General features: G+C 74.2%; 9 protein-coding genes. 8 read left to right on the forward strand and 1 reads right to left on the reverse strand.

What is annotated here, in order from left to right; translation table 11 throughout:
• Positions 1–427: 427 nt before the first annotated feature.
• From ACFV9D_RS23600 to ACFV9D_RS23635, 8 genes are all read left to right on the forward strand, one after another.
• On the forward strand, positions 428–1,630 hold the full coding sequence (locus ACFV9D_RS23600; RefSeq protein ID WP_385149545.1) for a glycosyltransferase family 4 protein: 1,203 nt from the start codon (positions 428–430) through the stop codon (positions 1,628–1,630).
• Positions 1,627–2,346 carry a class I SAM-dependent methyltransferase gene (locus tag ACFV9D_RS23605; protein WP_385149548.1) on the forward strand — a complete coding sequence of 240 codons (720 nt, stop codon included), beginning with the start codon at positions 1,627–1,629 and terminating at the stop codon, positions 2,344–2,346. The genes ACFV9D_RS23600 and ACFV9D_RS23605 overlap by 4 nt, the downstream gene beginning before the upstream one ends.
• Positions 2,343–6,584: an alpha-(1->3)-arabinofuranosyltransferase gene (locus tag ACFV9D_RS23610; RefSeq protein WP_385149892.1), complete on the forward strand. Its 4,242-nt coding sequence runs from the start codon at positions 2,343–2,345 to the stop codon at positions 6,582–6,584. Before ACFV9D_RS23605 ends, ACFV9D_RS23610 begins: the two co-directional genes overlap by 4 nt.
• The gene (locus ACFV9D_RS23615; protein WP_385149551.1) at positions 6,584–7,894 is read left to right on the forward strand and encodes a condensation protein; all 1,311 of its coding nucleotides are present in this window, start codon (positions 6,584–6,586) and stop codon (positions 7,892–7,894) included. Before ACFV9D_RS23610 ends, ACFV9D_RS23615 begins: the two co-directional genes overlap by 1 nt.
• 176 nt (positions 7,895–8,070) lie before the next feature.
• A complete protein-coding gene (locus ACFV9D_RS23620) occupies positions 8,071–8,739 on the forward strand; it encodes a class I SAM-dependent methyltransferase (RefSeq protein ID WP_385149554.1) in 669 nt (222 codons plus the stop codon).
• A 4-nt stretch (positions 8,740–8,743) separates the two neighbouring features.
• Positions 8,744–9,625, forward strand: a complete 882-nt coding sequence (locus tag ACFV9D_RS23625; protein WP_385149556.1) for a hypothetical protein — start codon at positions 8,744–8,746, stop codon at positions 9,623–9,625.
• A 64-nt stretch (positions 9,626–9,689) separates the two neighbouring features.
• On the forward strand, positions 9,690–9,896 hold the full coding sequence (locus ACFV9D_RS23630; protein ID WP_385149559.1) for a Trm112 family protein: 207 nt from the start codon (positions 9,690–9,692) through the stop codon (positions 9,894–9,896).
• A gap of 97 nt (positions 9,897–9,993) precedes the next feature.
• Positions 9,994–10,791 carry a VOC family protein gene (locus tag ACFV9D_RS23635; protein WP_385149562.1) on the forward strand — a complete coding sequence of 266 codons (798 nt, stop codon included), beginning with the start codon at positions 9,994–9,996 and terminating at the stop codon, positions 10,789–10,791.
• 66 nt (positions 10,792–10,857) lie between these two features.
• On the opposite strand, the gene ACFV9D_RS23640 is transcribed toward ACFV9D_RS23635, so the two are convergent.
• Positions 10,858–13,149, reverse strand: coding sequence for an FtsX-like permease family protein (locus ACFV9D_RS23640; RefSeq protein ID WP_385149565.1), 2,292 nt, complete (start codon positions 13,147–13,149; stop codon positions 10,858–10,860).

Genomic DNA, 13,149 nt, shown 5'->3' on the forward strand with positions numbered 1-13,149 from the left:
AACGGAGCGATCAACGCCCACGACTCATCCGTCAGTTCATGTCGACGCACCACGAATAGAGCAACGAGCCGACGACTTTACGGACATGGCCTAGGGGCCGGGGTGCTCGGTTCGGTGCTTGCTCTGGTCGGCGGGGCACTCGTCGTACGGGGGCGCCGGACCGAACCGGACGTCCCGGATGCTCACTTGATGACGAATCAATCCGCCTGAGGAAGGCCGAAGTTGTCATACCGGTGAGTAGCCGCCGATCGAACACGTACCGAAGACTGGCCTACCCAACCGAGCACGGCCCCTCCCGGTCACCCCCACCGTTCCCGCGCAGTCCCGCACCGCTCGTCTCCACCCACCTCACGCCCCCACCGCTCGTCTCCCCCCACCGCTCGTCTCCCCCCACCCTCTTCGCACCCTGACACGAGTTGGAGCACGCATGCCCCAGCACGTTCCTCCCCCACAGCTCGACCTGGTTCCGCAGCCGGTCCCGCGGCCTTTCGACAGCCACACCCCCGCCCGTGCACGCGGGGCCGAAGCACCCCGGCGCATCGCCTTTCTCGCCCATCGCGACCTCGGCAACCCGGCCGCGGGAGGCTCGGAGCTGCTGGTCGACCGGCTCGCCTCCGGACTGACCGAGCTGGGCCACGACGTGACGCTGCTGTGCGGCGGCCCCGCGGCGCACCGGCCGTACCGCGTCGTGTCGGCCGGCGGCGGGCTCGGCCACTTCGTCGGCGCACGCTCCGCCTTCGCCCGCCAGGTCGGCGCCTGCGACCTGCTCGTCGAGGTGTGCAACGGGATGCCGTACCTGTCCCCGCTGTGGCATCACGGTCCCACGGTGTGCCTGGTCAACCATGTGCACACCGAACTGTGGGACATGCGCTTCCCCGGACCCGTCGCCCGCGCCGGCCGGCTGCTCGAACACTGGGCCCTGGCCCGGGCCCACCGCGGCAATCTGCTGGTGGCCGTGTCGCCCTCGACCGCCGGCGCGCTCGGCGCGATCGGCGTGCCGCAGGAGCAGATCCGCGTCGTGCACAACGGTGTCCACGAGCCCGGGCCGCGGGCCCCGCGGTCGGCGACGCCGATGTTCGTCGCCCTCGGCCGACTGGTCGAGTACAAGCGGATCGATCTGCTGCTGCGGCTGTGGGAGCGGGTCCGGCCCGTCACCGGCGGCCGACTCGTCATCGTCGGCGACGGGCCCGAGCGCGAGCGGCTCGAACAACTCGCCGGGCCTGGTGTGGAGTTCACAGGACATGTGTCCGAGGAGGAGAAGCACCGGCTGCTGTGCGAGGCGTGGCTGCTGCTGCATCCCGCGGCCGTCGAGGGCTGGGGTCTTGTGGTGACCGAGGCGGGCGCCCGCTCCACGCCGACGCTCGGGTTCGACGTACCGGGGCTGCGTGATTCGGTCCAGGACGGCGTCACCGGCCTCCTGGCGCGCGGGGATTCGTCGTTCGCCGCCGCCTGGTGCACGCTGGCACTCGACGACGTCCGGCGCGAGGCCATGGGCAGGGCCGCCGCCGAGCACGCCGCCGACTTCCGGTGGAGCGGCACGGTGCGGCGGTTCCGCGCCGTCGCCGCGGAGGCGGTGCACCGCGCGCGCTCGCAGGGCCGGGGCGCGCAGTCGGAGGGTGCGCGCACGTGAAGGACCCGTCGTTCCGCCGCTCCCTCACCCTCTTCCGGGCGTTCCTGCGCGAGCAGGACGATCCGCACACCGCGTACGAGTTACTGGCCCGCGACGCGGTCGACCAGGTCGAACGCCATGTCCGGCTGGACGGCCGGGTCGTCGTCGACGTCGGCGGCGGGCGCGGCTACTTCACCCGGGAGTTCCGCCGCCGCGGGGCCCACGGCTACCTGTTCGAGCCGGACCTCGCCGAACTCGCCGTCGCACCGGGGGCGGGGACCGTGGTCGCCGACGGCTATCTGCTGCCGCTCGCCGACGGCGCCGCCGACGTCTGCTTCTCGTCCAACGTGCTGGAGCACGTGCGGGATCCCGGCACGTTCCTCAGCGAGATGGTCCGGGTCACCCGGCCCGGCGGACTGATCTACGTCTCCTTCACCAACTGGCTCTCGCCGTGGGGCGGCCACGAATGGGCCCCTTGGCACTACCTGGGCGCCGAGCGGGCCCGGGCCCGCTACGAGCGGCGCAGCGGCCGGGCCGCCAAGCACCGGCTCGGCGAGAACCTGTTCGCCATCGGGGTCGGACCGACCCTGCGCCACGTCAGGAGCCGGGACGACGTGCAGATCGTCTCCGCCCGCTCCCGCTACTGGCCGGTCCTCCCGGAGGTCGTTCCGCGAGTGCCGGGGCTGCGGGAATTCGCGACGTGGAACCTCCTCCTCATCCTCCGGCGGTGTCCATGACCAGCACCATCCATGCCCGCCCGCCTGCCTCCCCGGCCGCGCCCGGGCCCGCGCCCGGAACGCCGGAGCCGCGGCGGCGCTCCCGGCGCTGGCTGCTCGGCTTCTGGGCGGCGGTGTTCGTGGCGTTCCTCGCCGTGTCGCCGGGGCGGATGACGTTCGAGACCAAGTTGGGGGTCGTCACCGATCCGTGGCGGTTCCTGCGCGACCTGGGCCAGTTGTGGCACGACCGGGACGGTTTCGGCGGCATCGCCGACCAGTACGTCGGCTACGCGATCCCGATGCTGCCGTTCCACGCCGCCGCCGACCTGGCGCGGCTGCCCGTCTGGCTGGCCGAACGGCTCTGGCTCTCCCTCGTGGTCACCACCGCGTTCTGGGGCGCCCTGCGGCTCGCCGAGCGCTTCGGCGTCGGCTCGCCCACGTCGCGGCTCGTCGGCTCGGCGGTGTACGCCCTGTGGCCGACGTACACGATCGTCGTCGGCTCCACGTCGGCCGCCGCCCTGCCCGGCGCGGTGCTGCCGTGGGTGCTGCTGCCGCTGACGGACCCGCGGACGAGCCCGCGCCTTGCCGCGGCCCGCTCCGCGCTGATCATCCCGCTCATGGGCGGGGTGAACGCCGCGTCGACGCTGGCGTCGCTGCTGCCCGTCGGCCTGTATCTGCTGTCCCGTCCTGGCGGTCCCCGCAAGCGCGCCCTGATCGCGTGGTGGACGCCGTGCGTGATCCTCGCGACGGCCTGGTGGGTCGTGCCGCTGCTTCTCCTGGGGACGTACGGCGAGAACTTCATGCCGTACGTGGAGTCCTCGCAGACCACCACGGCGACGATGTCGGCCGCCGAGGTGCTGCGCGGGGCCGGCAACTGGGTGGGCTATCTGCACTTCGGCGAGGCCTGGCTGCCCGCCGGCTGGACCGTCGCCACCTCGGCCGTCGTGATCGCCGGTTCGGCCCTCGCCGCCGCGCTCGGACTCGCCGGGCTCGCCCGGCGGGACCTGCCCGAGCGGCGCTGGCTTGTGCTGACGGCGACGGTCGCCGCGCTGGTCACGCTCGCCGGGTACGGCGGCGCGCTGGGCGGCCCGTTCCACGAGACGGTTCAGGAGTGGCTGAACGGGCCGCTGGTGCCGTTCCGGAACATCTACAAGTTCCAGACGGGGCTCGCCCTCGCGCTCGCACTGGGCTTCATGCACCTGACGGCCACCGCCCTCCCGCGGTCGCTACCGGTCCGGTCCCGCCGCTTCGCGCCCGTCGTGGCCGCCGTGCTCGTCCTGCCCGGCCTGGCCTGGCCTTACGTCAACGGCTCCATCCTGCAGCCGGGTTCGTTCCGCCAGCTGCCCGGGTACTGGGAGGCGACCGCGGCATGGCTGACCGAGCACGCACCCGACGACCGTGCCCTCGTCGTCCCGGCGACCGCGCACGGCGTCTACACCTGGGGCTCGCCGATCGACCAGCCCCTCGACGTCCTCGCCCGGTCCCCGTGGGCGCAGCGCGACTACGTGCCGTTCGGGACCCCCGGCAACCGGCGGGCGATGGACGCCGTGGAGCAGGCCCTCACGTCGGGCGGCGAGGTGCCGGGGCTCGCCGCGTACCTCGCCCGGGCCGGGCTGTACCACGTCGTCGTGCGCAACGACCTCGACCCGGACCAGCTCGGGCACGTCCCCACGGCGACGGTGAAGCGGACGCTGGAGGCCTCCGGCTACCGGCGCGTGACCGGGTTCGGCCCGCTGCTGACCGACGGCCGGATCGCCGACGACACCCCCGTCCAGGTCGAGGGCCTCTACCCGCGCCAGCGCGCGGTCGAGATCTACGCACCGCCGTCCGGCACCCCGCGCCCCGGTCCGGCACGCATGACGCCCGTCTCCGGCACGGCGGTCGTCAGCGGCGGTCCGGAGTCCCTGCTGCCGCTGTCCGCGTCGGGCGCCCTGGCCGGTCGGCCGACCGTGCTCGCGGGCGACGCGCACCCGGGTGTGGACCGGCCGTCGCTGTACGCGGCCGGTGACGGGATGCGCCGGGCCGACACCCGGTTCGGACTGGTGAACTCGGGCACGTCGCACACGTACACCCGCGAGGAGCGCAACGCGGAGCAGGCGGTCCAGGACCCCGGGGACGAACCGCGGCAGATCCTGCCCCTGTCCGGGATCCGGCACCAGACGACCGCGGTGCTGCGCGGCGCGGAGTCCGTGACCGCCTCGTCGGTGGGCAACTGGTTGTTCCATCTCCCGCAGTACGACCCCGTCAACGCCTTCGACGGCAATCCGGACACCGGCTGGGCCGAGGGCTCTCCCGGCTCCCCCGAGGGCGAGTGGCTGCGGATCGACTTCACCGGCCCGACCCGCATCCCCGGGACGCTGAACCTGACGCCGCTGCCCAGCGGCAATGTGCGCGCCGCGCCCACAGTCGTGCGGGTGGAGACCGACCGGGGCAGCCGGGTCGGCCCGCTGCGGCCGGACGGCAGCAGCCAGCAGGTCGCCGCGCCGGAGGGCGAGGCGACGTGGCTGAAGGTGACGATCCTCGAGTCGCAGCAGGGCCGCCCGGGACTTACCGGCGCCGGGTTCACCGAGATCTCCGTCCCGGGCGTGCAGGTGACCCGGATGCTGGAACTGCCCGCCGACGCGCCGCGCGACGTCGCCGGCCCGGTCGTCTACACGCTGTCCCGGGGCAGCGATCCCGGCGGGCTGTCCGCCGTGTCCGCCGAGGTGGGGCTGCACCGGCAGTTCGAGGCCGCCCGGGCCGCCGACTACACGGTGCGCGCGACCGCCCTGCCCGTACCGGGCAAGGAGCTCGACGACCTGCTGTTCGACCTCACCGGGCAACGGAAGAAGATCGTCGTGAGCGCGGACTCGACCGCTCGGCTGGGGACGAATCTCAGTCCGCGCAATCTGACGGACGGCGACCTGACCACGGCCTGGGTCGCGGGCGAACGGCCCGTGCTGCATCTGACCTGGCCGGAGAAGACCGCGGTCGGCGAGATCGTCCTCGCCGCGGCCGGCGGGCTCGCGACCCGGCCGGAGCAGGTGCAGATCAGCTCGCCGGACGGGACGGCGATCGCGGCGGTCGACGAGAACGGCCTGGCGCGGTTCTCCCCCATCACGACCGACCGGATGGACATCACGATCTCCCGTGTCGCGCCGCTGACTCTGCACAACCCGGTCGCCGACGAGCAGTTGCAGTTGCCGGTCGGGCTGAGCGAGCTGCACATCCCGGCGCTGGAGAAGTACCGGGCGCCGCAGCCGGACCCGGCGAAGAAGTTCACGCTGCCGTGCGGCAAGGGTCCGATCGTGTCGGTCGACGGCCGGTTCCTCGAGACCCGTGCCGAGGGGCTTGTACGGGACCTGACGGAACGCCGGCCGATCGCCGTCTCCCTGTGCACCGACGGCAGCCGCGTCTCCCTCGACCGTCGCACGCACACCGTCGAGGCCGGTGACACCGGCCCGCTCGCGGTCACCGGCATCGAGCTCGCGGTCGGTGAAGCGCGGACCGCCGCCTCCGCCTCGCGCGCGGTGGAGGTCGTCTCGGGCGGCGGCGACCGGCGAACCCTCCGAGTGGGCGCGGGCGACGCCTCGTACCTGCAGCTCCACGAGAACCACAACGCGGGCTGGAAGGCCACGCTCGACGGCGAGGAGCTGCGCCCGCTGCGCATCGACGGCTGGCAGCAGGCCTGGCTGGTTCCCGCCGGCCAAGGCGGCACGGTGACGCTGCTGTACGAGCCGTCCCGCGTGTACGACGCCGGGCTGATCGCCGCCGGGGCGCTGCTGGTGGTGCTCGCCGGGCTCGCGCTCGTCGGCCGCCGCCGGTCCGGCGCGACGGCCGAGGGCCTTGGCACCGGGTTGGGCACCGACGGGACACCGCCCGCACCGGGGCTGCTGCTCGGAACGGTCGCGCTGACGCTGGTGGGCGTGGTGATCGCGGGTCCCGTCGCGGTGGCCGTACCCCTGCTCGCGGCGATCGCCTGGTGGCGCCCGGCGCTGCTCGCCCCGATCGCCTTCACGGCGATGGCGGGTGCGGGAGTCGTCGCCCTCACCGGCAGCGGCGAGGCGGCGGCAATGGGCCGGGGCGCGTACGGGCCGACGGCGCAACTCCTCGCCTTGGCGGCGCTGTTCGCGGCGCTGGTGACGGTGGGTCGTGCGCACGGTACCCGGACGGGCGGGCACCGCGCAGCACCGAGGGGGGCGCAGGGACCGTACGGGTCCGGGGAGCCGGACGGGCCGGACGGGCCGGACGCGGGGCGGACCGAGAGAAGGGGTGTCTGATGGCAACCGATCAGGACGCGGCCGTCGCCCGCGCCGGGGCGGGGCGGGAGTTGCCGCGCGTGCCGTTCGCCGTCGTGGACGAGATCGCCCGGCACTGCGCCGACGACCGTGAGCCGAACACGGTGCACATCGAGATCCATCTGCCGGGGCGGGTCCGACCGGACCGGCTGCGCGACGCGTTCGAGCGGGCGCTCGCCCGGCATCCCCGGGTGTTGATGCGGGAGCGGGGGCGCGGGCCGTTCGCACGGCGCTACGAGTGGGAGCTGACCGACGGTCCCGGCACCGATGCGGTCTCTTTCCCGCCCTGTGCGCCCGGCGCCCTCGCACGGGCCCGGCAGCGGGCCCTCACCGAGGCTCCGTCACTGCTCTGCGCACCACCCCTCCGCCTGGAGGTGGTCGAGGAGCCCGGTTCCGAGGGCTGCGTCCTGCTGTTCACGGTCCATCACACGGCGCTCGACGGTCCCGCCTGCCTGCGGATCGCCGCGACCGCCGCGGAGATCTACAGCGGACGCGCCGCCCCGCCCGTCCCGGCGCCGGTCCGTCCGCCGGCCGGACCGGCGCTCCCACCAGGGGGTGCGCCGGCGGCGGCGCGGCCCGCACGGGTCGCGGCGGGGAGCCCCGGGCCCACGCCCGGAAACGCGATGCTGGTCACCGAACTCCCGGTGCCCCGGCGGGAGCCGGGTGCCCCGTACACCGTGAACGACCAGTTGATGGTGGCCACGGCGCTGACCGTCGCCGACTGGAACCGGCGGCAGGGCGCTCCCGACCGGCCGCTGCGCATCACCATGCCCGTCGACGACCGCACCCGCGGGCCCGCGATGCCGATCGGCAACGGCACCCGCCTGGTCGAGGTCGGATTCACGCCCGCCGAGACCGGCCCCGCCCCCGACCTCGGCGCGCTGCTGCGCAGCACCGCGGAGCGCACCCGCGCCCTCAAGGCGCGCGACCGTCCCCAACTGGGGCGCGGCGCCGCGATGCTGACCGCCCCGGTCCTGCCGGTCGCCGCCCGGGCGGCGCTGACGCGGGGGGTGCGGCGGCTCGTGGCGCCGTGGACGTCCACGACCTTGCTCAGCAACATCGGGCGGATCCCGTACCCGCTGGACTTCGGTCCCGCGGGCCGCGCGCACGCGGTCTGGTTCTCGGCGCCGGCCGGGATGCCGCGTGGGCTGACGTTCACGACGGCGTCGACCGGCGGCCGGCTCCACCTGGTGCTGCGCTGGTCCCGGACTCTGCTGGGCGACGAGGACGGCGTCCGGCTGTGCGAGATGTTCGCCGGCCGGCTGGCGGCGACCGATGCGGAGGCGCTGTGAACAGGCAGACCGTGGAAGCGGCCACGGCAGGAAGTGGTGCGAGGGACAGCGGGGGACGCGGGGCACCCGACGTTCGGGGGCCCGATCCCGCAGGAACCGCATCCCTCCACCCTGCCCCTGACACGGCCCGTCCCGACTCCGTTCCCGGGCTGCGGGACTTCTACGAGAACCCCGCCGTGCCTGTGGCGTCCGGTGACGCCCGGAGCCGGCGGCAGGCGCGGCTGCTGGCCGCCGCCCTCGGGGCGCCGGGCGCGCTCGTCGTCGACGTCGGCTGCGGGGACGGCACCGCGGCCGCGACCGCGGGGCCGATTCTCGCCGGGCACCGGATCGTGGGGGTCGACTGGTCGCAGGACGCGCTGCGCCGCGCCCGGCCGCGCCTGGCCCATGTGGTGCGCGGCGAACTGGACCACGGCGGGCTGCCGTTCGCGGACGGGTGCGCGGACGCGGTGCTGTTCAGCGAGGTGGTCGAGCATCTCGTCGACCCGGACCGGGCTGTGGACGAACTGCGGCGCATCCTGCGGCCGGGAGGTCATCTGATGCTCTCCACCCCGAACCTCGCCGCCTGGTACAACCGCGGGCTGCTGCTCGCCGGCTGGCAGCCGGTGTTCTCCGAGGTGAGTCTGCGCGGCATCCACGGCCGGCCGGGTTCCGAAGTGGTGGGCCATCTGCGGCTGTTCACGGCGCGTGCGCTGCGCTCGTTCCTGCTGTCGGCCGGTTTCGAGGACGTACGGATCACGGGGGCGCCGTTCCACGGGGTGCCGCGCGGGCTGCGCCTGATCGACCGGGCCGCGTGCGCCGTGCCGTCGGCGGCGTCCATTCTGCTGGCGCACGCCCGGCGGAGGTAGCGGGATGTGGTGGGGTGTGGGCGCGGCGCTGGTCGCCAACCTCCTCTACAGCGTGGGTTTCGTCCTGGAGAAGCGGGCCCTCGGCTCGCTGCCCGCGCTCTCCGCCGGGCGCCCGCTGCGTGTGGTCGGGGTGTTGCTGACCAGCCCGCTGTGGATGGCCGGTTCCCTCGCGCTCGCCGCCGGTTTCGTGGCCCAGCTGATCGTCTATCGGGCGCTGCCGATCGCCGCCGCGCAGGGCATCTTCGTCTCGGGTCTCGTCCTGCTCCTCCTGCTGTCGTCGGCGGTGCTCGGCGAACAGCCCTCGGGCCGGGAGCGCCATGCGCTCGGGGCGGTGCTCGTCGCCCTGCTCATGGTCGTGGCGTCGGTGCGCGAGGGCGACGACGCGGTGAGCACGGGGGCGCCGTGGGCCGTGGTGCTCGTCGTCTGTGTGCCGACGCTCGTGGCCGGACTGCTGCTGTACGGCCAGGTCGAGCGGCGCGGGCGCAGACGCCATCGGGTGCCGACCAGCGGCATCGGCTACGGCGTGGCCGTGGGGCTGCTCTACGGTGTCAGCTCGCTGGCCATCAAGGGGGCGTCGGGCCGCCTCACCGCCGAGAGCGCGGGCGCGGCGATGAGGGCGCTGTTCGGCTCCCCGTACCCGTATCTGCTTCTGTTCACGGCCGGGGCCGGACTCGTCATGTCCCAGGCGGCGCTGCAGAGGTGCCGTGCCTCCTTGATCGTGCCCGTCTGCACGACGGTGACGTGCCTGTTCACGGCGGTGGTGGGGACGCTGACGTTCGGCGAGAGGCTCCCGGACGATCCGCTGCTGCTGACTCTGCGCGTCGCCGGCACGGCGCTGGCCCTGTCCGTTCTGCTGGTCATGCCGCGCCACGACCCGCAGACCTGACGTACCGCCCGAACCTCACCACCACCGTCCACCGACCACCGACCACCGACCACCGAGGACCCTCATGAACTCCGACGACCCGCTCCTGCGCATCCTGGCCTGTCCGCTCGACAAGGGACCGCTGACACTCCCGGCCGGCCAGGACGTGCTCTACAACCCGCGGCTGCACCTCCGCTATCCCATCGTGGACGGCATTCCGCAGCTCCTCCCCTCCTCGGGCAGCCGTGTCTCCCCCGAGGAGCACGAGCGGTACGTGAGCTCGTCGGACTAGACCATGGTGTTCTCCACGGAAGCGGAACGGTCGACGGGCGTGTGTCAGTGTCCGGTGCCACGCTGAGGCCCTACGGGATCTGCGAAAGGCAATCACCATGATCACGACTGACTTCGTCCCTGGCTCCCCCTGTTGGCTCGACCTCGGCGCCCCCGACGTCCCGGCCGCCGCGGCCTTCTACGGCACCGTGCTCGGATGGGAGTACGAGTCCATGGGCGACGGGGAGGACATGGAAGGCGGGATGTTCCGGAAGGACGGAAAGACCGTCGCCGGGCTCGGCAAACTCACCGAGAAGGGCGCGCGCTCGGCCTGGATGATCTACTACAGCGTCACGGATGCGGACGCCACCACCCTGGCGGTGGAGCGCGCGGGCGGCACGGTTCGGGTGGCTCCGATGGACCTCGACGACTGGGGCCGGATGGCCCAGTACAGCGACCCCCTGGGGGGACAGTTCGCCGTCTGGCAGCCGGGGAAGAACAAGGGCGTCGACCTGGTGGACGAGCCGGGTTCACTGTCCTGGACCGAGCTGTACACGAGCGACGCAGCGGCCGCGAAGGAGTTCTACGGCGGCGTCTTCGGCTGGCAGTTCAACGACATGGAGCTGCCCGGCGGCGGGGGCACGTACGCCCTCATCACTCCCGCCGGACTTCCCGAGGAGCGCATGCACGGCGGCCTCATGGAGCTCCCCGAGGAGAATCTGGCCCTCGCGGGCGGGCGGCCCTACTGGCACCCCGTCTTCGCCGTCGCCGACTGCGACGCCACGGTCGCCAAGGTCGTCGAGAGCGGTGGCAGCGTGCAGATGGGACCGGAGGACGCGGAAGGCGTCGGCCGGCTCGCCGTCTGCCTCGACCCGTCGAACGCGGACTTCGTGGTCCTCACCCCGGTCAGCAGCTGAGACCGGGCGGGCCGGGCAGCGGTCTCCCCACAGGATTCCTCGGTGGCGTACGCATACGGCAGGACGTCAGGCGACCGCGCTCAGGGTGTCCGCGAGGCGGCGGCGGGCCGCGCGGGCCGCGGGGAGGACCGTCAGGGCGATCGCGCCGAGGACGGCGGCAGCGCTCATGGCCGTGACGTACCCGGCGGGCGGGGCCTGGGCGATGCCGGAGCCGATGCCGGTGGTGTGGGCCTCGTGGTCGATCAGCCAGCGGGCGAAGGGAACGCCGAGGGCCGTCGCGGCGAGGGCGGCGGCGAGCGCGGTGCTGCCGATGGCCGTCACGGTGACGGCGGTGATCTGGCGCGGGGAGAGGCCGATGGCTTTCAGGGCCAGCAGGTCGCGTTCGCCGTCGCGGATGCTCCCGCCGATGGCCGTGGACAGTTCGGTCAGGCCGATCAGGGCGAGGACGATGATCAGGCCGAAGACGACGCCGCGCAGGGCGGAGAGCCGGTCGGCGGGGGTGGTGACCTCGTGGACGTCGAGGTGGCCCCTGGAGGCGTCGGCGAGTTCGGCGCGGACGGCGCGCGGGTCGGCCCCGGGCTCGAGGCGGAGCTGGTAGAGGGTGGGGCTCAGCGCGGGGTCGTTCTCGCGCAGGGTGTCGAGCGAGGTGGAGATGACCTTGCCGCCGTTCTCCGGTTCGATGCTGCGGCCGACGAGGTGCAGCACCTGCGGGTGGCCGCCGACCGTGACGCGGACCCAGTCGCCGACGCGTACGTCCAGCAGGTCGAGCAGGCCCTGGCCGGCGACGGCCTCGTCGGGGCCGTGGGTGGGGCGGCCCTCGGCGATCGTGTACGGGTAGGGCTCGTCGCGGGTGCCGAGGCCGCGCAGCGCGATGGTGCCGGTCTGGCCGGGGACCAGGGCGGCGACCTCGAGGCCGGGGTGGGCGGCGGTGATCTTGTCGTTGGCCTGAAGGAGCGCGGCGGCCTCGCGGTCGGTGAGCGTCGCGTCGGGGCGGGCGGTGAGCGCGGCGGCGTGGCCGAGCTGCTCGGGGCGGCTGTCGAAGCCTTCGATGGTGGTCCAGGCGCTGAGCGCCACGGTGATCAGCAGCAGCGGCAGGGCGAGGCGGACGATGGTGGCCGGGGCGCGCCGGCCTCGGCCGAAGGCCCGGTGCCAGCCGAGGACCAGGGTGGCCGGCACGCGCAGTCCGAGCGCGCCTCGGGCTGCCCGGGACAGCCCTCCCCCGCCCGGTGTCGCGGCGGCGGGGACAACGGGTACGGGCTCCACCCGCCCGGCCCGCCACGCGGCGAGGCAGGTGGCCGCCCCGATGAACAGCACTGCCGCGACGGGCACCGCGAGCAGCGCCGCCGTGTGGCCCTGGAGCCCCTGCCAGACGCCGACGGCGTCGCCGAGTCGGCCGGGCAGGCGGTTGCCGAGCGTCTGGACGGCCGTCGTGGCGAGGGTCGCCCCGAGCACGGCGAAGGCGAGGTGCTGGACGAGGAAGACGCGCACGACCTGGCCGGGCGTGAAGCCGATGGCCTTGAGGACGGAGATGTCCCGCAGGTGGCCGCGCACCCGGGTGCTGATGGCGCCGAACACCGCGAGGGCGGCGGCGATCAGCGCGCCGAGTCCGAAGAGCCCGAGGACCTGACCGAGCAGCTTGGTGTCGCCTTGCGCGTCGGCGCGGGCCTGCTGCCAGGTGGAGACGTCGGTGACGGCGCCGGCGCCGAGCGTGGTGACGGCGCGCTGGACGGCGTAGTCGGTGTCGTCCGGGTCGGTGAGGCGCAGTCCGACGACCTGGCCGCCGCCGCGTTCGGACGGCACGGCGCGCGGCAGGGCCCAGACGGTGCCGGGCCGCTCGCCGGGGCGGTAGCGGGGCTCCGCGCTGTCGGCGACGCCGAGGACGGTCAGGGTTCGGCCGGTCGGCAGGGTCAGGCGGTCGCCCGGTTCGGCCCACAGGGCTCGGGCGAGGCCGGATTCCAGGACGACGCCGTCGGGGACGGCGTCGTCGAGCCAGCGGCCCGACGTCAGCAGGGGCCGGCCGATGGCCGGGGGCTCGGCGCCGGTGGCGCGCAGCTCCACGCCGGCGCGGGCGCCACGGGAGGCAACGGTGTCGGCCGCGGTGCGGGCGGGGCCGGAAAGCTGCTCGACGCCGTCCAGGGAGGCGAGGGCGGCGGTGTCGGCGGCGGGGCCGGTGTGGATCCACACGTGGGCGCCGCGCGACTCGGTGAAGACCCGTTGCCAGGGGTTGGTGGCGTAGCCGAAGAGGGCAGTGGCCAGGAGCAGCGAGGCGACGATCCCGGCGGTGGCGGCGACCATGAAGAGCGCCTCGCCCCGGTGGGTGCGCAGATCGGCGTGCGCCCAGCGCAGCATGGCCCGCAC

Origin of the sequence: Streptomyces sp. NPDC059875, assembly GCF_042731085.1 — a bacterium.
In the GTDB taxonomy this organism is placed as follows: Bacteria; Actinomycetota; Actinomycetes; order Streptomycetales; family Streptomycetaceae; genus Streptomyces.